Source organism: Phytohabitans flavus (genome assembly GCF_011764545.1).
Lineage (GTDB): Bacteria > Actinomycetota > Actinomycetes > Mycobacteriales > Micromonosporaceae > Phytohabitans > Phytohabitans flavus.
Genome location: NZ_AP022870.1, coordinates 3,782,398 through 3,805,542 on the forward strand (window position 1 = coordinate 3,782,398; position 23,145 = coordinate 3,805,542).

General features: G+C 71.2%; 18 protein-coding genes. 11 read left to right on the forward strand and 7 right to left on the reverse strand.

Annotated elements, in window-relative coordinates; all coding sequences use genetic code 11:
• The first annotated feature begins 63 nt into the window (after window positions 1–63).
• The 6 genes from Pflav_RS16460 (at window position 64) to Pflav_RS16485 (ending at window position 6,170) form a co-directional block, all read left to right on the forward strand.
• Window positions 64–1,359 (forward strand): ABC transporter substrate-binding protein, encoded by a 1,296-nt coding sequence (locus Pflav_RS16460; protein ID WP_197938586.1) that lies wholly within the window; start codon window positions 64–66, stop codon window positions 1,357–1,359.
• Window positions 1,359–2,333: a carbohydrate ABC transporter permease gene (locus Pflav_RS16465; RefSeq protein WP_173036957.1), complete on the forward strand. Its 975-nt coding sequence runs from the start codon at window positions 1,359–1,361 to the stop codon at window positions 2,331–2,333. Before Pflav_RS16460 ends, Pflav_RS16465 begins: the two co-directional genes overlap by 1 nt.
• Window positions 2,334–2,362: 29 nt before the next feature.
• Window positions 2,363–3,163: a carbohydrate ABC transporter permease gene (locus Pflav_RS16470; protein ID WP_232071487.1), complete on the forward strand. Its 801-nt coding sequence runs from the start codon at window positions 2,363–2,365 to the stop codon at window positions 3,161–3,163.
• Window positions 3,160–4,362 (forward strand): family 4 glycosyl hydrolase, encoded by a 1,203-nt coding sequence (locus Pflav_RS16475; RefSeq protein ID WP_173036958.1) that lies wholly within the window; start codon window positions 3,160–3,162, stop codon window positions 4,360–4,362. Before Pflav_RS16470 ends, Pflav_RS16475 begins: the two co-directional genes overlap by 4 nt.
• Complete coding sequence (locus Pflav_RS16480; protein ID WP_173036959.1) at window positions 4,359–5,339, forward strand: N-acetylglucosamine kinase; 981 nt, start codon at window positions 4,359–4,361, stop codon at window positions 5,337–5,339. Before Pflav_RS16475 ends, Pflav_RS16480 begins: the two co-directional genes overlap by 4 nt.
• A gap of 75 nt (window positions 5,340–5,414) precedes the next feature.
• Entirely contained in the window at window positions 5,415–6,170 is a 756-nt protein-coding gene (locus Pflav_RS16485; RefSeq protein ID WP_173036960.1) for an MBL fold metallo-hydrolase, read from the forward strand.
• Window positions 6,171–6,320: 150 nt separating this feature from the next.
• On the opposite strand, the gene Pflav_RS16490 is transcribed toward Pflav_RS16485, so the two are convergent.
• The 4 genes from Pflav_RS16490 to Pflav_RS16505 form a co-directional block, all read right to left on the reverse strand.
• Window positions 6,321–7,637, reverse strand: a complete 1,317-nt coding sequence (locus tag Pflav_RS16490) for a UDP-glucose dehydrogenase family protein (protein WP_415624322.1) — start codon at window positions 7,635–7,637, stop codon at window positions 6,321–6,323.
• A gap of 71 nt (window positions 7,638–7,708) precedes the next feature.
• Window positions 7,709–9,121, reverse strand: coding sequence for an aldehyde dehydrogenase family protein (locus Pflav_RS16495; protein WP_332107763.1), 1,413 nt, complete (start codon window positions 9,119–9,121; stop codon window positions 7,709–7,711).
• Window positions 9,118–10,269, reverse strand: coding sequence for an alpha-amylase family protein (locus tag Pflav_RS16500; protein WP_232071489.1), 1,152 nt, complete (start codon window positions 10,267–10,269; stop codon window positions 9,118–9,120). Before Pflav_RS16500 ends, Pflav_RS16495 begins: the two co-directional genes overlap by 4 nt.
• Window positions 10,263–11,114, reverse strand: coding sequence for an enolase C-terminal domain-like protein (locus tag Pflav_RS16505; RefSeq protein ID WP_232071490.1), 852 nt, complete (start codon window positions 11,112–11,114; stop codon window positions 10,263–10,265). Before Pflav_RS16505 ends, Pflav_RS16500 begins: the two co-directional genes overlap by 7 nt.
• A 506-nt stretch (window positions 11,115–11,620) precedes the next feature.
• Between Pflav_RS16505 and Pflav_RS16510 the strand changes: the two genes are divergently transcribed.
• The 5 genes from Pflav_RS16510 to Pflav_RS16530 all read left to right on the forward strand — a co-directional run bounded on the left by Pflav_RS16510 (window position 11,621) and on the right by Pflav_RS16530 (window position 19,113).
• Window positions 11,621–12,382: an IclR family transcriptional regulator gene (locus tag Pflav_RS16510; RefSeq protein WP_232071491.1), complete on the forward strand. Its 762-nt coding sequence runs from the start codon at window positions 11,621–11,623 to the stop codon at window positions 12,380–12,382.
• A gap of 37 nt (window positions 12,383–12,419) precedes the next feature.
• Window positions 12,420–12,737, forward strand: coding sequence for a CU044_2847 family protein (locus tag Pflav_RS16515; protein WP_173036964.1), 318 nt, complete (start codon window positions 12,420–12,422; stop codon window positions 12,735–12,737).
• Entirely contained in the window at window positions 12,713–16,243 is a 3,531-nt protein-coding gene (locus Pflav_RS16520; protein WP_173036965.1) for a S1 family peptidase, read from the forward strand. The genes Pflav_RS16515 and Pflav_RS16520 overlap by 25 nt, the downstream gene beginning before the upstream one ends.
• 9 nt (window positions 16,244–16,252) lie before the next feature.
• Entirely contained in the window at window positions 16,253–17,230 is a 978-nt protein-coding gene (locus Pflav_RS16525) for a 2-dehydropantoate 2-reductase (RefSeq protein ID WP_197938587.1), read from the forward strand.
• A 629-nt stretch (window positions 17,231–17,859) separates the two neighbouring features.
• Complete coding sequence (locus tag Pflav_RS16530; protein ID WP_173036967.1) at window positions 17,860–19,113, forward strand: HNH endonuclease signature motif containing protein; 1,254 nt, start codon at window positions 17,860–17,862, stop codon at window positions 19,111–19,113.
• A gap of 738 nt (window positions 19,114–19,851) precedes the next feature.
• Here the strand turns inward: Pflav_RS16530 and Pflav_RS16535 are convergent.
• The 3 genes from Pflav_RS16535 to Pflav_RS16545 are packed head-to-tail and all read right to left on the reverse strand — an operon-like array spanning window position 19,852 to window position 23,041.
• Complete coding sequence (locus Pflav_RS16535) at window positions 19,852–21,207, reverse strand: GH1 family beta-glucosidase (RefSeq protein WP_173036968.1); 1,356 nt, start codon at window positions 21,205–21,207, stop codon at window positions 19,852–19,854.
• Window positions 21,208–21,234: 27 nt separating this feature from the next.
• Window positions 21,235–22,074, reverse strand: a complete 840-nt coding sequence (locus Pflav_RS16540) for a carbohydrate ABC transporter permease (protein ID WP_173036969.1) — start codon at window positions 22,072–22,074, stop codon at window positions 21,235–21,237.
• On the reverse strand, window positions 22,067–23,041 hold the full coding sequence (locus tag Pflav_RS16545) for a carbohydrate ABC transporter permease (protein ID WP_173036970.1): 975 nt from the start codon (window positions 23,039–23,041) through the stop codon (window positions 22,067–22,069). The genes Pflav_RS16540 and Pflav_RS16545 overlap by 8 nt, the downstream gene beginning before the upstream one ends.
• Window positions 23,042–23,145: the final 104 nt, after the last annotated feature.

The window sequence follows — 23,145 nt, forward strand, 5'->3', positions numbered from 1 at the left end:
ACCCACCGGAAGGAGTGCTCAACCATGCCCTCATTGAGCCGAAAAATACGCATAAGTAGCGTCATGGCGACCGCCGCACTGCTCGCCGTCAGCGCCTGTACCCCTGGTGAGGCGGAAAAGCCGGTCGCCTCCCCCGGCACCGAGGCATCCGGCACCGTCGAGTTCTGGCACTTCTTCACCGACCGCGAGGCCGCGGCGATCGACACGATCGTGGCCGACTTCAAGGCCGCCCACCCCAAGATCGACGTCGTGGTGAAGTCGGGCCAGGACGACACCAAGATGCTCCAGGCGATCGGCGCCGGCCAGGGCCCCGACGTCGGCCTGTCGTACTCCACCGACACGGTCGGCAAGTTCTGTGCCAGCGGGGCGTGGCTGGACCTCAAGCCGTACATCGAGCGAGACGGCGTGGACCTCGCCAAGATCCCGCCGACGGTGCGCAGCTACACGGAGTTCAAGGGGCGGCGCTGCGCGATGCCGTTCCTCGCCGACACGTACGGCTTCTACTACAACAAGACGCTCCTCGCCGAGGCCGGCATCGCCGCGCCGCCGAAGACGCTGACCGAGCTGGCCGACGCGGCCAAGAAGCTCACCAAGCGCAAGCCGGACGGGACCATCGAGCGGGCCGGCTTCCTGCCGCTGTTCGGCTTCTACGAGCACTCCCCCTCGCACCTCGCCCCCGCGGTGGGTGCCAAGTGGCTCAACGACGACGGCACCAGCGCGATCGGCTCCGACCCGGCCTGGCTGGAGCTGCTCAAGTGGCAGAAGGACCTCGTCGACTGGTACGGCTTCGACAAGCTGGAGAAGTTCCGGGCCAGCCTGGGCGACGAGTGGTCCGCCGACAACGCGTTCCACAAGGGACAGGTCGCGATGATGGTGGACGGCGAGTACCGGATCGCCTTCCTGCGCGACCAGGCCAAGGACGTGAAGTTCGGCACCGCCCCGCTGCCGGTCAGCGACGCGCACCCCGACTGGTACGGCGGCGGCTACGTCACCGGCAACGTCATCGGCGTCTCGAAGACGGCGAAGAACCCGGAGGCCGCCTGGGCGCTGATCCGGTACCTGACCACGGACACCGGGGCGATCGTCAAGCTGGCCAACCTCATCAAGAACGTGCCGAGCACCACCGACGCGCTCGCCGCCCCGGGCGACCTGGGCAACGACGCGGACTTCAAGGTGTTCCTCGACATCTTCGCGCACCCGCACACGTCGACCACGCCGCCGAGCGCGGTCGGGCCGGCGTACGAGGAGGCGCTCTCCACGTACCTCCAGAAGTACCAGGCCGGGCCGGCCGGCGACCCGAGCGCCGGGCTCAAGGACGTGGACAAGCAGATCAACCAGCTCGTCCAGCTCGCCGGCTGATGGTCGCCGTCACCGCGAAGCGGGCCGGCCGCGCGACAAGCGCGGCCGGCGCGGCCACGCTCAGGCAGCGCCGCAGGCGGGACCGGCTCACCGTGCTGAGCTTCATGGCGCCGGTCCTGCTCGGCCTGCTCGTCTTCCTCGTGTACCCGCTGGTGGCCAGCGTGTACTTCTCGTTCACCACCTTCGACCTGGTGAACGCGCCGCGCTGGGTGGGGCTGCGCAACTGGGAGCACCTTCTCCAGGACCCGAACGTACGGAAGGCGGCCGCCAACACGCTGTGGCTCGTGGTGGTGCTCGTACCGGCCCGGATGCTCGGCGCGCTCGCCACCGGCCTGCTGCTGGCCCGGTTCAAGCGCGGCGCCGGCGTGTACCGGACGCTGTTCTATCTGCCCGCGCTCGCCCCGCCGGTGGCCGCGACGCTCGCGTTCGTCTTCCTCTTCAAGCCCGGCACGGGTCCGGTCAACACGCTCCTGGCCGACCTGGGCATCCAGGGTCCACTGTGGTTCAACTCGCCGGAGTGGGCCAAGCCCTCGCTCGTCCTCTTGGGACTGTGGGGCATCGGCGACCTGATGATCATCTTCCTGGCCGCGCTGCTCGACGTACCCAAGGAGCAGTATGAGGCGGCCTCGCTGGACGGGGCGAACGCGGTGCACCAGTTCCGGTACGTGACCCTGCCGAACATCGCCCCGGTCCTGCTCTTCGCCGCGGTGACCGGGGTGATCCAGACGTTGCAGTACTTCACCCAGGCCGCGGTCGCGGCGAGCGTCGCCTCTGGACAGGCGACCACGGGCGGCGGGATCTCCTCCACGTTCGGCTACCCGGAAGGGTCCACATTCACCTATCCACTGTGGCTGTACGTGGTCGGCTTCCGGTACGGGGCGCTCGGCTACGCCAACACCCTCGCGGTCGTGCTCTTCGTGGTGGCGGCCGCCGTCACCGTGGTGATGCTGCGCCGGTTCCGGAGCTTCCTGTGAGCCCGCTAAACGAGACGAAGTTGGCTTTTGTGGCAAGGCACGCCATCGCGATCGCGCTGAGCGTCATGTTCCTCTGTCCGATCGTGTTCCTGGCGCTGACCTCCTTCATGTCCAGCGACCAGTCGCTCACCGCCAACCTGTGGCCGACCGCCTGGCACCCGGGCAACTACGCCGAGGTGTTCGCCCGGACGCCGCTGCCCCGGTACCTGCTCAACACCGCTCTCTACGCCACCTTCGCGACCCTGTTCATGCTGCTGGCCAGTGTGCCGGCCGCGTACGCCCTGGCGAAGCTGCGGTGGCGCGGCCGCACCACCATATTCGTGGCGATCGTCTGCATGATGATGCTGCCGCCGCAGGTGACCACCGTGCCGCTGTACCTGATGTGGGCCGACTACGGGCTCACCGGCTCGCTCTGGCCGCTGGTACTGCCGATGCTGCTCGGCGACGCGTTCTCCATCTTCCTGCTGCGGCAGTTTCTGCTGACGATCCCGGACGAGTACCTCGACGCGGCCCGGGTGGACGGCTGCGGCGAGTGGCGGACGCTGCTGCGCGTGGTACTGCCAATGGCCAAGCCGGGCATCGCGGCGGCGGCGATGTTCCAGTTCTTCTACGCCTGGAACGACTACTACGGCCCGCTCCTCTACACCAGCGAGAACGAGTCGGCGTGGACGCTCTCGCTGGGGCTGGCCTCGTTTCGCACGCTGCACGCCGTCCAGTGGAACATCGTCTCGGCGGCGACACTGCTCACCATGGTGCCCATCGTCGTCGTCTTCTTCTTCGCGCAGAAGGCGTTCGTACAGGGCGTGACACTCACGGGGGTCAAGGGATGAAGATCGCGGTCGTCGGTGGCGGCTCCACGTACACGCCGGAGCTCGTCGAGGGGTTCGCCCGGCTGCTGCCCGAGGCGTCGCTGCACCTGGTCGACCCGGCGGCGGAGCGGCTCGCCGTCGTCGGGCCGTTCGCGCGGCGGCTCAACCCCCGCGTCAGCTGGACCACCGAACCCGACGAGGGCCTCGACGGCGCGGACATCGTGGTGATCCAGCTGCGGGTCGGCGGTCAGGCGGCCCGGATCCACGACGAGACGTTCCCGCTGCGGTGCGGCTGCGTCGGCCAGGAGACCACGGGGGCGGGCGGACTCGCCAAGGCGGTACGGACGGTGCCGGTCGTCCTCGACATCGCCGAGCGGGCCGCCCGCCGGGCCGCGCCGGACGCGTGGATCGTCAACTTCACCAACCCGGTCGGCATCGTCACCCGCGCGCTGCTCGACGCCGGCCACCGCGCGGTCGGGCTGTGCAACGTGGCGATCGGCTTCCAGCGCCGCTTCGCCGAGCTGCTCGGCGTACCGCCCGAGGCCGTCGACCTGGACCACGTGGGCCTCAACCACCTCACCTGGGAGCGGGCCGCCTATGTGGACGGTATCGACCGGCTGCCCGCGCTCATGGAGAAGCACCTGGACGACCTCGCCACCCACGTCACCCTCCCGGCCCAGGTACTGTCCACATTGGGCAGCGTCCCGTCGTACTACCTGCGCTACTTCTACGCCCACGACGCGGTGGTACGGGAGGAGACTGGCCGGCCGACCCGCGCGCACGAGGTGGCCGGCATCGAGGCCGAGCTGCTGCGCCTGTACGCCGACCCGGCGCTGCGCGAGAAGCCGCCGCTGCTCGCCAAGCGCGGCGGCGCGTTCTACTCGGAGGCGGCGGTCGGGCTGATCACATCCCTGACTCGGAACGACGGCGGGCACCACGCGGTGAACGTGCGCAACCGAGGCACCCTCCCCTTCCTGCCTGACGACTCAGTCATCGAGGTGACCTGCGCCGTCGACGCTGAAGGCGCCACGCCATGCCCGGTGACCCCCGTCGGCCCGATGCTCTCCGGGCTGATCGGCGCGGTCGCCGCGTACGAGGAGCTGGCCGTCGCCGCCGCCGTCCACGGTGGACGGTCCCGGGTGTACTCGGCGCTGCTCGCCCATCCGCTCGTCGGCCAGCACGAGCAGGCCGAGGCGCTGGCGGACGAGGTGCTGGCGTGAGTAACGGGCTCTTCCTGGCCGTCGACGGCGGTGCCACCAAGACGGACGTCGTGCTCGGTACGGCCGCAGGCGCGGTGCTCGCCTCGGTGCGTGGCCCCGCCTCCAGCCCGCACTACGTCGGCGTACCCGGCTGCGTCGCGATCGTCGACGCGCTCGTCGCCGAGGCCCGCGCGGCCGCCGCGCTGGCGCCGGAGGCGGTGGTCGACCGAGCCGAGGTGTACCTGGCCGGCGCGGACCTGCCGGTCGAGGTGGACGTGCTCCACAAGGCGGTCGGCGAGGCCGGCTGGGCCCGCGAGCACCGGGTGGACAACGACACGTTCGCGTTGCTGCGGGCCGGCACCGACGCGCGCGACGCGGTCGCCGTGGTCTGCGGTACCGGGATCAACTGCCTGGGCCGCGACGCCGCCGGCCGCACCGCCCGCTTCCCGTCGCTGGGGCAGATCAGTGGCGACTGGGGCGGCGGCGAGCAGCTGGCCACGCTCGCCCTGTACCGGGCGGCGCGCGGCGAGGACGGCCGGGACGCCCCGACCGCGCTGAGCACGGCCGTCGCCGCCCACTTCGGACGATCCACTGTGGAGGAAGTGTCGGCCGGCCTGCACCTCGGCGAGATCCCGACGGAGCGGATCAGCGAGCTGTCACCGGTACTCTTCGCGGTCGCCGCCGCCGGCGACCCCACCGCCCGGCGGGTCGTTGCCCGGCAGGCGGACGAGATCGTGACGCTGGTGCGGGTCGCGGCCACCCGCCTCGACCTGCGCGGCGTCCGGTACGCGGTGGTGCTCGGCGGCGGCGTGCTGGCCGCCCGGCACCCCCTGCTCATGGACGCGGTCGAAGCGGGCATCGCCGCCCACTCCCCCCACGCCACGCCGACTCTGGTCACCGCCCCACCGGTGGTCGGCGCCGGGCTGCTCGCGCTGGACGCCTTCGGCGCTCCACCCCCAGCCGTCCACGCCCTCCGCGCCGCTCTCACGGCGCCGTGATCCACGCTTTTCGTCCCGCGCGTGGGCACGTCCGGTTAGTCTGAAAAGACCGAGAAGAACGTGGAGCGCCCTGGCATGTCCCTGTCGTACGACACACGCGTCTCGATGCCGCCCCGGTCGGTGCTGCCCGACGGCACATCGGTCGGCCGGTTTCCGAGTTGGTCGCCGATCACCAGCACGCTGATCCTGGGCGATCGTGAGGCGGTGCTGGTCGACGCCCCGCACACGGTGCAGCGGGCGGCCGAGGTGGCCGACTGGGTCGAGGCGTCGGGTCGGGACCTCGTCGCGATGTACGCGACGCACGGGCACGGTGACCACTACTTCGGCTTCACCGAGGTCGCCCGCCGGTTTCCGCGGTCCCGCCTGCTCGGTACCGCGGGCACCGTCTCGCTCGCCCTCGAACAGGCGTCCAGCCCGCTGTGGCGGACGCTGTTTCCCGGGCAGATCCCGGACGACATCCGTCCGCTCGAAGTGGTCGACGGGCCGGTGTTCGACCTGGAAGGCCACGAGATCAGGTTCGTCGAGGCGGGGCACAGCGACATCCGCGACACCACGTTCGTACACGTGCCGGAGCTGGCGCTGGTCGTCGGCGGCGACATCGTCTACAACGAGGTGCATGTGCACGCCTCGGACAGCGACCAGGCCCAGCGCCGCGAGTGGACGGCGGCCCTGGACCGGATCGCCGCGCTCAACCCCGTCGCGGTGATCGCCGGACACAAGAAGCCCGGCAACGACGACGGCCCGCATGTCGTCGAGGAGACCAAGGCGTACCTGCGCGACACCGACGAGGCGTGCACCGTCGCCCGTTCCCCGAGGAGTTTGTCGACCTGATGCTTCAGCGTCATCTCTCGCGGATGAACCCGAACGTGCTCTGGGACAACGCCCGCAAGCTCGTCCCGGCCTGAGCCACCAGCGGCGGCTCAAAGCAAAGGGAACCCTGGGCCGCCCCTCCGGGGGGTGAGGGGCGGCCCAGGGCCGTCTCTATGGGCGGCCGAGCGCCCGGTACTCCCAGCCCGCGGCCCGCCACTGCCCGGCGTCGAGCGCGTGCCGGCCGTCGACGATGCGCCGGTGGGCTACCACGCCGGCCAGCACCACGGGGTCGATCTCGCGGAACTCGGCCCACTCGGTCAGCAGTACCACCACGTCGGCGTCCCGGGTTACGTCCATCGCGCTCTGCCCGTAGGAAAGCTCGGGGTGGGTGCGGCGGGCGTTGTCCATCGCGGCCGGGTCGAAGACGCGCACCGTGGCGCCGGCCTTCTGGAGAGTGCTGGCCACGTCGAGCGCGGGTGCGTCGCGGACGTCGTCGGAGTTGGGCTTGAAAGCGGCGCCGAGCGCGGCCACCCGTACCCCGTCCAGCTCGCCGCCGACCAGCTCGCGTACCAGGTCGACAGTGCGTGCCCGGCGGCGCTTGTTGATGTCGTCGACCTCGCGCAGGAACGAGACCGCCTGCCCCACGCCCAGCTCCTCGGCCCGGTGTAGGAACGCGCGGATGTCCTTGGGCAGGCACCCGCCGCCGAAGCCCAGCCCCGGCTTGAGGAAGCGCCCGCCGATCCGGTCGTCGTACGCGAGCGCCGCGGCGAGGTCGCGCACGTCCGCGCCGGTGCCCTCGCACACCTCGGCCATCGCGTTGATGTACGAGATCTTGGTGGCCAGGAACGCATTGGCCGCCACCTTGACAAGCTCGGAGGTGGCGAGGTCGGTGACGACGACCGGCGTGCCCTGCGCGAGCACCGGCGCGTACGCCGCGCGCAGCTGCTCCTCGGCCCAGGGGGAGGAGACGCCGAAGACGAGCCGGTCGGGCTTCATCGTGTCGTCGACCGCATACCCCTCGCGGAGGAACTCCGGGTTCCACGCCAGCTCGACCTGCTCGCCGGCCGGTGCGAGCCGCTGGACCATGTCGGTGAGCCGCGCGGCGGTACCGATCGGCACGGTCGACTTGCCCACGACGAGTGCCCGCCGGTGCAGGAAGTGGGAGAGCTCGGTGACGGCCCCGTCGACGAACCGCATGTCCGCCGCGTACGACCCGGGCCGCTGCGGGGTGCCCACGCACACGAAGTGCACGTCGCCGAAGTCGCCCGCCTCCGCGAACGACGTCGTGAACCGCAGCCGCCCCGACTCCAGCGCCTTGACGAGCAGCTCGGGCAGGCCAGGCTCGAAGAACGGCACCTCACCCGAGGCGAGCCGCTCCACCTTGGCGGCGTCCACGTCGACGCCGAGCACCTCGTAGCCCAGCACCGCCATACAGATGGCGTGCGTGGCGCCGAGGTATCCGGTGCCGATGACGGTCAGCCGCGGCATGCTCCGATCCATGGCTGACCACGCTATGAGCCATCCAGGCGCCAGCCACGCCAATGTCCGTTAGTTGACGCTCACTCCGGACTGATGGCCCTGACCAGCTCATCCGGTACGCCTTGGAGCGCAACCGGCCGGAGGAACCGGCTGACCGCAGCGGTACCCACCGAGGTGGTGGCCGGCGCCGAGGTGGCCGGCCAGGGCCCGCCGTGGTGCATCGCGTCGCAGACCGCGACGCCGGTGGGCACCCCGTTCCAGATGATCCGCCCGGCCACCGCGGCCAGGAGCGGGACGAGCTCGCGCGCGAGGTCGAGGTCCGCCTCGGCGCCGACCACGGTGGCGGTGAGGCTGCCAGCGAGCCCGGCGGCGAGGAGGGGGTACCCGGCGACCGGCGCCGAGGTCAGCACCACGGCGGGCCCGAAGTGCTCCTCGACAAGCGCCCCGCCGAGCGTTTCCGGCGGCACCCGCACCGCGAACGGGCGTACCGGCCCCGACCCCGCGTCCACGACCGCGCCGGGCAGCTCGGCCGCCTCCGCCAGCCACGCCGCGTGCGCCTCCGCCATCCGCTCGGTGAGCATCCGCGGCCCGACGTCGGCGCCGGCCACCTCCCCGGCGATCCGGTCGGCGAGCAGCCGGCCAGCCGGGCTGTCCGGCAGCACGACGAGCCCCGGCTTCGTGCAGAGCTGGCCCGCCGAGCCGGTGACGGCGGCGGCGATCGCGGTGGCCCAGGCGGGGTCCCCGGCCGCGGCGGGCAGCACGAAGACCGGGTTGAGCGACCCCATCTCGGCGTAGACCGGGATCGGGTCCGGCCGCGCGGCGGCCGCGTCCATGAGCGCCCGACCGCCGGCGAGCGACCCGGTGAACCCCACGGCCCGTATCCCGGCCGCCCGCACCAGCTCCAGCGACGCATCGACACCCCCGCTGACCAGCGCAAACGTACCTTCCGGCGCGCCCTGCCCGGCCAGCGCGGCGGCCACCAGCCCGGCGACGAGGCGCGCGGTCCGCGGCTGCGCCGGATGCCCCTTGACCACGACCGGGCACCCGGCGGCGAGCGCGGCGGCGGTGTCCCCGCCCGCCACGCCGAAGGCGAGCGGGAAGTTCGACGCCGCGAACACCGCCACCGGCCCCACCGGCACCGCGACGGCCACCACGTCCACGCCACCCGCCGCCGCACCGGCCGACACCCGCGCCGCCCGGTGCCGCCCGGCCGCGACGAAGTCGCCCAGCAGCCGCAACTGCCCGGTCGTGCGATCCAGCTCCCCGCGCAGCCGCGCCTCGGTCAGCCCGGTCTCCTCCGCCGCGACCGCGACGACCTCGTCACCCGCGGCCGCGAGGGCGTCCGCGCAGGCGTGCAGCGCCTGCCGCCGCCGCTCTCCGGACCACGCGGCCAGCTCGGGCGCGGCCAGCACCGCGAGCGCCGCGGCCTTGTCGATCACGCCAGCTCCTTCATCTTGTACGGGCGCCACCCGGCCGCCTACGAAATCGGTCACGCCGGCTGTCCCTCGTGTGCACGGGTCGCCAGCGCGGCGAGCGTGGCCTGGCCGCCGCTCGGGGCGAGGCCCAGGTGGTAGAGCGCGATCCCGCTGGCGCCCGCGGCCAGCAGCCGGTCGACGTGGGCCGGCAGGTCGTCGGGGCGGGCCGGCGGGAGCACCGTGACATACGCGTCGACCGGCACGCCGGTGGCCGCGGCGGCACTGATCGCCGCGGCGCTCGGGGACTCCGTGGGCCAGGCGGGGACCAGCAGGCGGTCCACCTCCTTGGCGGCGGCGGGCGTCAGCCCGGGCGAGGGGCCGGTCGCCCAGGGGTCCGGCTGGGCGTGCAGGGTCAGGGCGGCGGCCGGGGTGACCGTGCGTACCCCCGCTATGACCTGGGCACGCAGGAGGTCGGTGGTCTCGTGCCGGGCGGCGAGCAGCGCCGCGGCGATCTCGGCCCGAAGGGTGTGGCCCGGCGTGCCGTGCGCCTGCGCGCGGACGGCGGCCCGCAGCGCGGTCAGTACCCCACCGGGGTCCAGGCCGCGGGCCGACCAGGCCGCCTGGCAGCCGGCGCAGCAGCAGACCGACAGCCAGCGGGCGGCCTCGGCGGTCCAGGCGCCGTCGGTCTTCTCGTGCGGGCCGGCGTGGGTGACGCCCAGCTGGCCGCAGGCTTCCAGCGAGACGCCGTCGACCGGGGCGTCGCGGACCGCTTCGGCGGCAAGCGTCGCCGCGTAGTCGCGGACCTCCTCGTGCGTCGGGCAGAGCGCGTAGGGGTAGGGCTCGCCGAAGCAGTTGACCACCGCCAGGTCGGGGCGGGCGCGGCCCAGCCGGCTGTCGTGGGTGAGCACGACCCACGCGTCGACGCGCAGGCCCGCCGCGCGGAGGGCGACGGCCGCCTGGCGGTACGGGTCGGGCGCGTCCATCCACTCTGGAGCGACAGGGCGCAGCCGCCGGCCGGCCCACACGGTATCCCGCACGGGGCGGTAGAGCGCGGTACCGCGGGCGTCGACGATCTGGTGGCCTGGGTGGAGCGGGGTGGCCGCGCGGGTGGCGTGGTACACGGCGGCCAGCGTCACTGACTCCACGCCGGTGTCGCGTACCCGGCTGGGGAAGGCGGCGTCGCCGATCACGTCCCACGGGTACGCGTGGCCGGTGACCCTCACCACCGCGGCCGCCGGGTCGGGAAGTCGGGCTGGACGCTGCGCATGTACGTGGTGTCGTCGCGCTCCCGGATGTCGATGCGGGCGTAGTCCTCGCTCATCCGGGCGAGCTTGTCCGGGTCGATCCGCACGCCCAGCCCCGGCCCCTCCGGCACCGGCACCGCCCCATCCACGAAGGACAGTGGAGTGTGGAGTACGTCGGCGCCGAGCTGCCACGGCGTGTGGGTGTCCGCCGCGTACGTGAGGTTGGGCAGTGCGGCGCCCAGGTGGGTCATCGCGGCGAGGCTGATGCCGAGGTGGCTGTTGGAGTGCATGGACACGCCGATCCCCCACGTGTCGCAGATGCCGGCCATCAGCGCGGAGGCGCGCAGCCCGCCCCAGTAGTGGTGGTCCGCGAGCACCACACCGACGGCGCCGAGCGCGACCGCCTCGGGTACGTCGGCGAAGTTGACCACGCACATGTTGGTCGCGAGCGGCATCGTGGCCTTGGCGGCGACGGCGGCCATGCCGGGGATGGTGGCGGTGGGGTCCTCCAGGTACTCCAGCAGCCCTTCGGTCTCCTCGGCCACCCGCAGCGAGGTCTCCACCGTCCACGCGCAGTTGGGGTCGAGCCGCAGCGGATGGTCCGGGAAGGCGGCCCGCAGCGCGCGGATCGCCTCGACCTCCTCCTCCGGTGCGAAGACGCCGCCCTTGAGCTTGATGGAGGTAAACCCGTACCGGTCGACGAGCGCCCGCGCCTGCGCCACGATGCCGTCCGGGTCGAGCGCTTCGCCGTACTCGTCGGGCTCGCCGCCGGGGTGGCCGGCCCACTTGTAGAAGAGGTACGCCGAGAAGGGCACCGCGTCGCGCACCCGGCCGCCGAGGATGTCGCAGACCGGGCGGCCGGCGATGTGGCCCTGGAGGTCGAGGCAGGCGACCTCGAAGGGGCGTACACGCGCAGCAGCGTCTTGGCCGGTGTCGAGCCGCCGGTCAGCCCGTGGCGGTCGGGCGCGTCCACGGCGCCGATCGCCTCCGCCACCCGGCGCCGCACGCCGGCCAGGTCGAACGGGTCCACTCCGGACAGTGCGGCCGCGGCCCGCTGGACGAGGGCTAGGTGGGGCGCGTCGCCGTACGTCTCGCCGAGCCCGACCAGCTCGTCTCCACAGTGGACCTGGACGATCGTGCGCAGCGCCCACGGCTGGTGCACCCCGGCGGCGTTGAGCAGGGGCGCATCGGGGAACGCGACAGGGGTGACAGTGACGTGCGTGACGGGGTTGGCTTCCACATACATGTACGCCTTCTCTCATCCTGGCGGCCGAGCACACACAAACTAACGTCCGGTAGCATGGCGGTCAACAGGTGCTGGGTGGGGGTAGTCATGTCTGAAGCCGTGAAGTCCGCGGAGCGTACGGTCCGCATCCTCGAGGTGCTCGCCAACTCCCCCACGCGCCTCACTATCTCCCAGCTCCAAGAGCGGATGGGGTACCCGCGGTCGAGCCTGCACGCGCTGGTCCGCACGCTGCGCGAGCTGAAGTGGGTGGAGGCCGACGAGACCGGCACGGCGTTCGGGGTCGGGCCGCACGCGCTGCTGTCCGGCACGGCGTACCTGGACCGCGACCCCGCCCTCCGGTACGCGCTGGAGTGCCTGGAGGACCTGCGCGCCGACATCGGCTACACGATCCACTACGCCCGCCGCGACGAGGCGCACATCATCTACCTGGCCAGCCGCGAGTCCCGCGACTCGGTCCGCATGGTCTCCCGGGTCGGCCGCCGCCTGCCGGCCCACCTGACCGCGCTGGGCCAGGCGCTGCTGGCCGGCCTGACCCGCGACGAGGTCGAGGCGATCCTCCCCGCCGACCTGGAGTCGTTCACGCCACGGACGATCACCGCGCGGGACGCGCTGATGGCCGAGCTGGACGAGGTACGGACGCGGGGCTGGGCGTTCGAGCGCGAGCAGGGCTCGGCCGGCGTGGCATGCGTGGCCACCGCCGTCGACTACCGCATCCCCGCGACCGACGCCATCTCCTGCTCGATGCCCGCCCATCTGGCCGACGGGGAGGAGCTGGACCGCGTGGCCAAGGCCGTCGTCACCCACACCCAACGCCTGGCGGCGACCCTCCGCCGCGAGGGCATCCGCTAGCTAGCATGAAGCTCATTCCTCTTCGATGGGAGACGGTTTGAGCGCGGAAAGCAGGACGGAAAACATCCCGGTCCGCCTCGAGGACGGCTCCACCGTCCTCTTCGAGGCGAGCGTCGACGGCGAGGAGGACGTCGCCCTCGCCGGCTTCGACCTCACCCGCCTCACCGGCCAGATCACGTCGGTAGCCCGCGCGGTCGTGTCCTCATTGGAGCAGGCCGCACCCACCAAGGCCACTGTGGAGTTCGGTGTCGAGGTCGCGACGGGGGCCGGTGGCGTGACCGCCGTGTTCGTCAAGGGCACCGCGAAGGCCAACCTCAAGGTGACTCTGGAATGGTCCAGCGACCGGGCGGCGTGAGGACCCGCCACGACGACGCCGACCTGCGCGACCTCGTCGTCCAGGTCCGCACCGGTTCGTCGACGGGCAGCGGCTTCTTCGTCGGCGAGGGTCTGATCCTCACCTGCGCCCACGTCGTCCGCGCCGCGTACGAGTCCGGCTCGCCGCCGGCCGTCACCTGGCGGGGCACGACGGTCACCGGCGCGTACGTCGATGTCGCCGCCCCCGGCGAGTACCCGGACGGCGCGTTGGTGGCGGTCTCGTTCGAGGGCCATCCGGTCGCGGTCCTCGACGGTCAGGTGGCACCGCACGACCAGCTGTACGCCTTCGGCCACACCGACGACGTGCCGGACGGAGACTCGATCGCCGGGCGGATGGAGGGTCCGGCCGGCGGCGCCGAGCCGCTCCTACGGTTCGCGGAGACCCAGGTGCGCCCCGGCGCCAGCGGCGCACCGGTGCTCAACCTGCGCACCGGCGCGATCTGCGGGATGGTCAAGAGCAGCCGCGGCCGGTCGTCCCCGGTCGGTGGTCGAGCGGTACCCGTCGACGCGCTCCTCACGCGGTACCCCGCCCTGCGGGATCGGCTCCGCCTGCGCCTCGAACTCGCGGCCTACCTGCGTGCGGCCGCCGAGATCGTCAACCAGCGGGCGCCGGTGTACTTCCGAAACCGCAAGGCACGCGACCATTACCTGGCTCCGTCGCTGCGCGTCTGGCCAGGGCCGCAGGCCGCGTTGGAGCATGCGCAGAAGCTGGGCTCGTTCTACCGCGAGGCGTCCGGGTCCGACACCGCAGTGAACGCGGAGCGGCCCAGCGACGTCGTCAGCTGGATCGGCATGGAGGCCCGCCCGGCGCACACGGTGATCTTTGGCGGACCCGGCAGCGGCAAGACCGTGCTGTTGCAGCTGACCGCGGCCGAGCTCGCGCAGCGGGCGTTGGACCAGCTGCACGGCGGAAGCCCGGTCGAGGGTCTGGCTCCACCTGTGTTGCTGCCGGTCAGCCGGGTGGCGGAGATCGGGATCGGCGCGGCCGTCCGGGAGGCCGTGCTGACCTTGCTCGACCCGTTCCAGACCGGTGACACGGCGCAGGAGATCGCCCGCCACCTCGTCGAGAGCCTGGGCAGGGGTGACATCACACTGCTTGTCGACGCGTTGGACGAGGGGACCGACGCGAACGCCGTGGCCGCGAGCCTCCGCTCGGCGGTGCCCGACGAGATCCGGGTCGTCCTGGTCACCCGGCCACACATGTTCGTGGCGGGCGTGCTGCCGTTCGACGACATCGCCTACTTCGACATGGTCGGCTTCGACGACAAGGACCGAGAGCGTTTCACCCGGACCTGGTTCGGCGACCAGGCGGCCGAGGCGGATGCCGTCATCGGATGGCTCACCGCCGACACCAGCCTCGCCGCGGCCACGAGTAGCCCGCTCGTCACCGGCCTGGCCTGCGTCGCGCGGGAAACGGGCTCGATCTCGGCCGCCTTCAGCCGGGTGGAGCTCTACCGGGCCGTGGTCCGGGCCGTCGTCGCTCGTGGCGTCACCGAGGGAGATCCGCAGGTCACCGCGATCCTGCGCATCACGAGGCGGCTGGCCTGGCTGCTGTTTCGGGACGACCCGGCACGGGCGACCTTCGACGAGGAGGAATGCCACGAAGCGGCGCGAGCGGCCAATGCGCACCACGGCGAATCCTGGTCGCCGAGCGCCCTGCTCGCGTACCTCCTGCGTAAGGGCCTGCTCGTCCAGCCGCTGCCCCGGCGGTACTCGTTCGTGCACCGGACCTTCCTGGAGTTCCTCGCCGCGGATGAGCTGGCGGCGGCCGCGAATCGTACCGGCGACCTGAACGAGGTCGACAGGTTTCTATGGCGGCGGGAGGCCAACGGCCCGTGGCGGTGGACACCGGCAGCGGCGGAGATGCTGTGCCTGCTCGCCGGCTGCCTCCAGACGCCGGAGCTGTTGCTGCGCCGGCTGCTGGCGTCCGAGCAGCAACTTCGGCCCCTCTTTCCCTACCTGGGCCTGCTCGCCTGCAAGATGCTGAAGGAGACGACGGCGGTGCCCGCGGAGCTGCGCGGCAAAGTCATGGAGGCCGCCACCACCTCGATCGTGGCCGCATTTCCGCAGACCGGCAGCCGGGACCTCGTGGACGCGCTGCCGCTCGACGGCCTTGTCGCGGCCCTCTCGCACAACATCGATGACGTTCGTGTGCACGCCGTCCACGCACTGGCGCGTAACAGCAGCGCCGTCGCCACCGCCGCACTTCTCGACGCTCTGGACAACTCCTCGTCGAGAGTTACGCATGTCGCCGCACAGGCGCTGATCGGCAAGGCCGAGCCGGCCATCGCCGAACGACTTCCGGAGCGGCTGTCTGGCGACTGGAGCCGCAGCGGCTGCCTCCTCGGGATGACCGTACTCGAATCGATCTCCTCGCCCTGGTTCGCCTGGCATTTCGCGCCCACCCAGTCGGAGCTCGCGGCGGCTAGTGAGCAGGGCAGTTACGCGATCCACGCCCTCCAGGAACACGACTGGTTCATCACCCGGCTGCTAGGCCGTACGCTCGTCGACCGCCGCAGGGAACCGGTGCGGGACGGGATGGTGGTCCGGGTCGGCGAAGCGGTGCCGAACGCCGTCCTGTTCGTTTTCGTCGACCTCGGCGAACCCGGCGGCGGAGCCTTGGTCCTCGCGCGGCCTTACCACCCGGAGGACAGCTTGCTCCCCGGCGTGGACGTCACCGGTCTCGAACCGCCGAGCGCCATCCAGATCGAACAGGTCGACGGCACCCGGCCGGATCTCGAGGCGCGCACCGACGAGGAACTTGTCGCGCTCCTCGACGACGACGAGCTGGCGATCCGAATCGCGGCTGGGATCGCACTGGGCCGGCGACCGTCGTGGCGGCGAACCGCATCGCAGGCCATCGACACGTTCGGCGGCCGGAAGCGCGAGGCGGCGGTCCTCGGCCTTCTCGCGCCGGCCGCGGACAACGGCCATATCCGCGCCCACGTCGAGTTCTACGACGAAGAGCCAGCTACGGGGCCGGTCGGCCCGCTGCCGGATTCGACGAGACGGGACCTGGAACGGGCAACCGCCGCGAAATCCGCCCCGTCCGCCGAGCGGGTCGAGGCGTTCGAGGCTCTCTCCGCGTCAGACGCAGTGCGACCGATGCTCGCCGCCTACGTCGCCTTGGACGACACGATGCCGCTGCAGGCACGCCGGCGGGCGGTCCAACGGTTGGCTGAGACGGCGGATCTCACCTCGGAGCTGGATGAGGTGGACGTCGACCCCGTCGACCTCCGGGACACAGCCCTGATGTACCTGGTCGCCGACGCGACCGCCGACAAAGCGCTGCGGCGCCAGGCGGCGACCGCTATCGCCCAGCTGCGCGTAGTGCGCGCGGCCGGAGCGCTGGCCGACGCGGTCATGCAGGGCTGGCGGCAGGGTGAGTCGATCGCCGAGCTTTGGGAAGCCCTCTACATCGTCGAGCGCGAGCGCGGCAGCCCCGGGCTGGTCCGCGGCTCGGGCGAGGAGGAAGAGGCTGGTTGAATGAGCGGCGTGACCAGAGTGTGCGTCGTCGGAGCCGGTGCCGTGGGTGGGTTGATCGGGGCGCGTCTGGCCGCCAGCGGCTGTACCACCACGGCACTCGCCCGCGGCCGCACCCTCGACGCGCTTCGGGCCCACGGCTGGCGCCTGCGCACCGCGGACGGCCTCGTCACCGGGCCGGTGGAGGCGAGTGACGACCCCGCCGCGCTCGGGCCGCAAGACGTCGTGCTGCTGACCGTCAAGGCGCACGCGCTCCCCGCCCTCGCGCCCACGCTCGGCCCGCTGTTCGGGCCGGAGACCGTGGTCGTGCCGGCGATCAACGGGGTGCCGTGGTGGTTCTTCGACGGGATCGGCGGCGAGTTCGACGGGTTGCGGCTGCGCGCGGTCGACCCGGACGGCGCGGTCGCGGCCGCGATACCGACCGCGCGGGTGATCGGCTGCGTCGTGCACCTCAGCGCCAGCGTCGAGGAGCCCGGCCTGGCCCGCCACCACGCCGGCGACAGTCTCATTCTCGGCGAGCCGGCGGGCGGCGCGGCGGGCCGCCGGCAAACCCTGGCCGACGTGCTGGGCAAGGCCGGCTTCAGCGTCACCGTCTCGTCCCGGATCCAGCAGGACATCTGGTACAAGCTGTGGGGCAACATGACGATGAACCCGATCTCCGCGCTCACCGGGGCGACCGCCGACCTGATCCTCGACGACGAGCTCGTCAACGGGTTCGTGCGCGCGGTGATGGGTGAGGCGGCGGCGATCGGTGAGCGGATCGGGTGCCCGATCGCGCAGAGTGCCGAGGACCGCAACCAGGTGACGCGGCGGCTTGGCGCGTTCAAGACGTCGATGCTCCAGGACGCCGAGGCGGGCCGGCCGCTGGAGCTGGACGCGATGGTCACGGTGGTGCGGGAGATCGCCCAGGCCACGGGCACGCCGACGCCGTACATGGACGCGCTGCTCGGCCTAACACGCCTCAACGCCCGCCAGCGCGACCTCTATTGATCCATTTAGGATCGCTGTAGCGTCGCGGGTTCGAAAGCGGTCTGGAAGCGGACCTCATTTCCGTCGCCGTAACGCTTGGGGCGTCGCGGGGTCAGCTGTCACAGGTCGCCGCCGGTAAGCGTGGGATAGCCGATCTGATGTGGCAGTTGCTCGACAGTACGGCACCGGCGCCATGGTTGCTGATCGTGGACAACGCCGACGAGCCCGAACTGCTGGCGACCGCTGACGGCGCCCCGCGCGACGGAGACGGCGTCGTCCGCGGCTCCCTTTCGGAGACTCGTCCTGGTATCGAGTCGCGTCGGCGGCCAGACCGTCTGGGGCGAGCGCGGCGAGCGCCATCGGGTGTCCTCTCTGGACGATGCGGCGGGCGCGAAGGTCCTGCTCGACATCGTTGACGACGCGGCTCGGTTGGCCCGGCGGCTTGGCGGTCTACCGCTGGCCACGCGGTCTTCGGCGCCAGGTTCCTGGTCGATTTCTCCTTGGTCGATGAACCTTCCGAGAAATCCATTGTGACGCCCATTTCTTACCGACTCCCCCGCAGCCAAAACCTCGCAAGATTGCCAATTCGAATATTCCTAGATCGACGAATATAACTGGTGGTCTTGGTGTTGATGCGAGACAATTAACGGGTGTCCAGGGAGGCGTTAGAGCAGCTCGGCGAGGTAGCCAGTAAATGCGCTACCGCGTCGGTCTGGACCCTGGGCGATGACGAGCTTGTCGATTCGCTGGACACGATCCACCAAGCGTTGCAAACGCTTACCGCAGCCCAGTTGCATTTGATCCGGGAAATCGACGGACGCGGCCTACCCATCGCGCAACACGCTTCCAGCACCGCGGTGTGGTTGCGGGAGCGTCACCGCATCAGCATCCACGCCGCGAAACGGCTGGCCGACCTCGCGAAGGCGGTTGACGAGCGGCCCGCCCTCGACACCGCCCTGGTCGCGGGTGCGGTCAACGCCGAGCAGGCCACGGTCATCGCTACTGCGGTCCGGGATCTTCCCGCCGACCTCGGCGCCGACCTCGTTGACGAGGCGGAGGCGGTGCTGATCGGTCAGGCCGAGCAGTTCGAACCCACCATCCTGCGCAAAGCCGGCGAACGGATCCTCGCCCACGTCGCTCCCGAGATCGCCGACGCCCGCGACGCCGCCGCGTTGCAGCGGCAGGAAGCCCGCGCCTGGCAGACCCGCGCGTTCCAGCTCACCCGCCTCGGCGACGGACGCGTCCGGGTCACCGGCTGGCTGGACGAGGCCGGCGCCGCCACCGTCAACGCCGCCCTCGACCCGCTGTGCGCGCCCCGCCACGACAACGAGCCGCGCACCCCCGGACAGCGCCGAGCTGACGCCCTGGTCGAGGTGTGCGACCTGGCCACCCGCACCGAGCAACTGCCGGACAACGGCGGACAACGGCCACACGTGATGGTCACCGTGCCATTCGAACTGCTCGAGCAGCAGTTCGGCATCGGTGTGCTGGACACCGGTGGGCGACTCAGCCCCACCCAGGTCCGCCAGCTGGCCTGCGACGCACAGCTGATCCCGGCGGTGCTCGACGGCGACGGGCAGGTCCTGGACCTAGGCCGCACCCGGCGGCTCATCACCGGATCGCTACGACGGGCACTGGAGCTACGCGACCGGGGATGCGCCTTCCCAGGCTGTGACCGACCGCCGCGCTGGTGCGACGGGCACCACATCCAATCATGGGCCGACGGCGGACCCACCAGCTTGCACAACAGCGTGCTGTTGTGCGGCTACCACCACCGCATCATCCACCGTGGACAGTGGATAGTCCGGCTGCGCGGCGAGGACGGCAGGCCGGAGTTCATCCCACCCGCCTACGTTGATCCGCGACAACGACCCCGTCGAAACCCTTACCACCACCGGACGTGACCGGTCGCTACTCGTCGAGAGATCCGGCGGTGAGCCATCCGGCCTCCGGAACGGCACTTGCGGGTGCGCGCCGGCGGTGGTCTCGCTGGTGGTCGCTCGCCCGTTACCTACCCGCCAGACCAGATGTGCATAGCGCGCGCCAAGGGCTTCCGCGCGCCGGGTTGGGGCGGCTGAGCGTCCAAAATTCGGCGCAGGCCACGCCCGCACAGTGCCATCCCGTCGGCCCTCGACCCGCTTGTTCTTGGAGCGGGCCAACGCCCGGGGCGCCACCACGCACGGACCGCAACGCACGGCACAGACGCTGGCGCCCCGCGCGTTGGTCTGCTCTGCTCTTGACGGGTCGAGGGCCGACGGGATGGCACTTCCCCCCATCCCGGAAGCCGGAGCGCTCCCGCCGGAGGCAAGAAAGTGGGGTAACAGCAACCACCCGAGGGAACGCATGACGACCCGCCAACATCGAGGCCGATGCGGGCCGCCTCCTTTAAGGAAGCAGAGCAAATGCGCGGAGGGTGAGGCCGCGGGAGCAGCGGTCTGGACCACGACGGACGCCGCGGTAGCTCAAGTCTTGATCCTGAAGCCACCATTGTGGACAGATCCGCTGCCCCGCTGGCGCCGAGCCCGGAGGGTTCTGGTCTCTGTACTTAAGGACGCGGGGCCGGGACGGCGCCGCCCAGGTGCCAACAGCAGGCGGCTTGTCCCGGCCCCGCTCCCATCCCCCGGTCAGGGACGTTTCTCCGGTCAGCCGACCGCCTTGACCTGGCGGTGCTGGGCGATCAGGTTCGCGTACTGGTGGCCGCTCGCCTTGATCGTCCGGCGCTGGCTGTCGTAGTCGACGTGCACCAGGCCGAAGCGCTTGTCGTACCCGAACGACCACTCGAAGTTGTCCAGCAGGGACCACACGTAGTAGCCGTCGATCGGCACACCCTGCGCCGCCGCCGAGGCGCATGCGTCGATGTGCTGCTCCAGGTAGTCGGTGCGCTCCTTGTCCTGGATCTCCCCGTCCGGGGTGAGCTCGTCCCGCCAGGCCGAGCCGCTCTCGGTGACGATGACGCGCGCGGGCCGATAGGTCTCCGACACGCTCACCAGCAGCTGCTCGAGGCCCGACGGGTACATCTCCCAACCCATCGCGGTCTCCATCGAGCCGGGCACCGGGATCTGCCGGGCGTACGGCGCGGGCCCCTCGGGGTCGTCGACCACGAGCTGGCGGAAGTAGTAGTTGAGGCCCAGGAACTCGGTCGGCGTGGCGATGAGGTCCAGGTCGCCGGGCTGGACGGGCGGCTCGTGGCCGTACGTCTCGATCATGTCGGCGGGGTAGCCGCGCCCGTACAGCGGGTCGAGCCACCAGCGGTTGGTGTGCCCGTCGGCGCGGCGCGCGGCGGCCACGTCCTCGGGGCGCTCGCTGCCCGGCTCGCACGGGCTGGGGTTGAGCACGATGCCCACCTCCACCGGGCGGGCGACCGCGGCCCGGATCGCCTGGGTGGCGAGGCCGTGGCCGAGCAGCGTGTGGTGGCTGGCGCGCACGGCGAGGCCGAGGTCGCGCACGCCGGGCGCCATCCGGCCCTCCAGGTGGCCGATCCACGAGACGCACAGCGGCTCGTTGACCGTGACCCACTCGGTGACCCGGTCGCCGAGCGCGCCGGCGACCACCGTCGCGTAGTCGGCGAACGCCTCGGCGGTGGCCCGCTCCGGCCAGCCGCCCTTGTCCTGCAACGCCTGCGGCAGGTCCCAGTGGTACAGCGTGACCATCGGCTTGATGCCCGCGTCGAGGAGCGCGTCGACCAGGCGGTCGTAGAAGGCGAGGCCGGCCGTGTTGACCTGACCGGTGCCGTCGGGCATCACCCGCGGCCAGGCGACCGAGAAGCGGTACGCCTCGATGCCCAGCTTGCGGATCAGCTCGACGTCCTCGGCCCACCGGTGGTAGTGGTCGCAGGCGACGTCGCCGGTGTCCGCGTTGTCGATCGCACCGGGTACCCGGCTGAAGGTGTCCCAGATGGACGGCTTGCGGCCGTCCTCCCCCACGGCGCCTTCGATCTGGTATGCCGCGGTAGCGACGCCCCAGGTGAAGTCGGGTGGCAGCTTCGACAGGTCCGGCACGATCGGCTCTCCTCTGGTTAAAAGAGTTCACTTGACTGCGCCGGCGGTCAGGCCGGCGACGAAGTAGCGCTGAAGCATAAGGAAGCCGGCGACCACGGGAAGGCTCACGACAAGCGAGGCGGCCATGACCTGGTTCCAGTACACGTTGTACTGGGTCGCATAGCCCTGCAGGCCGACCGCGAGCGTGCGACTGTTCTCGTCCGTCATCACGGAGGCGAAGAGCACCTCACCCCATGCCGTCATGAACGCGTACACCGTCACGGCCACGACGCCGGGGATCGCGGTCGGCAGGATGACCTGGAAGAGCGTCCTCATTGGACCGGCGCCGTCGACCTGGGCGGCCTCGTCGAGTCCGCGCGGGATCGAGTCGAAGTAGCCGACCAGCATCCAGATGGAGAACGGCAGCGAGAACGTCAGGTACGTGATGATGAGCCCGGTGCGGCTGGCGTAGAGCTCGATGCCGGTGGCGTTGCCGAGGTTGACGTAGATGAGAAAGAGCGGGAGCAGGAAGAGGATCCCGGGAAACATCTGCGTCGACAGCACGGTCACCGAGAAGACCTGCCGGCCGCGGAACCTGTACCGGCTGACCGCGAACGCGGCGAAGATGGCGATCGCCACCGAGATGAGCGCGGCCACGCTGGAGACCAGCAGGCTGTTGACGAGGTACCGGCCGAGCGGCACGGTGCTCCACATGTCGACGAACGCCTGGAAGCTCGGGCGGGACGGCACCCACGTGAAGGGGCCCTGCACATCGCGGAGCGGTTTGAGGGACGAGCTGAGCATCACGTAGAGCGGCGTGATCGTGAACAACGTGAGCAGGGTCAGCACGACCCGGCGCGCCCAGCGCTCGCCGGCCGTCTCACGCATGTTCCCTCCTCCGGTTGGTGATCAGCAGGTACACAGCCGTCACGAGCAGCAGGAAGAGCAGCAGAGCGACCGACATCGCGGAGCCCTGGCCGAAGTTCCACGTGATGAACGAGCTGCGGTAGATGTGGATGGAGATGATGTCGGCCTGTTCCGGCGCCGACCCTCCGAAGAGGACGAACGGCGTGTTGAAGTCGTTGAACGTCCACAGGAACAGCACCAGGACCAGCACCTGGTTGACCGGCCGCAGCATCGGCAGCGTCACGTCCTTGAGCCGGCGCCAGAAGCCGGCACCGTCGATCGCGGCCGCCTCGTACATCTCGGTGGGCACGTTCTGGAGGCCGGCCATGATGCACAGGAACGCGAACGGCCACTGCTTCCACACCGACACGACGAGCAGCGCCCAGAAGCTGTTGGGGCCGATCAGCCAGAACGGGCGTTCGTCGACGAGCCCGGTCACGGTGAGCAGCTCGTTGAGCAGGCCGGTGTCGCGCTGGTAGATGAACGTCCAGGTGATGATGGCCGCGTACACGGGCAGCGCGTACGGGGTGAGGAAGAGCGTCCGCAGCAGTGACCGCCCCGGGAAGGGCCGCTGGAGGAACACCGCCGCGAAGAGGCCGAAGAGCCAGCAGAGCCCGACCGAGAGCGTCGTGTAGAGCACGGTCACCCAGAACGAGTGCAGCAGCTCCTCGCCGACCGGCCCGTTGAAGTCCAATGTGGCCCGGTAGTTGTCCAGGCCGGCGAAGGGCGCCTCGGACCAGTTCCGGATCTGGAACTGGGTCAGCTCCAGCACGCTCATCCACACGCCGACGACCATCGGGATGACGTGGACGAGCAGCTCCAGGGCGACGGCCGGGAGCAGCAGCAGGTACGGCAGCTTCGAGCGGGGCAGCCGGCTCTTCGGCTTGCGGCCAGCCTTCCTCGGAGTGGACGGCCGGGCCTCTTCCGGAGCCGTCGTGGTGGTCACCATCGCGGTCCTCTCAAGGATGGGCCGTGGAGGGGTCGGCGTTCCCCTCCACGGCCACGCTGTGTCCCCCGGACCGGTCGCCGCGCCGCGTGGCCGCGATGCGGCGA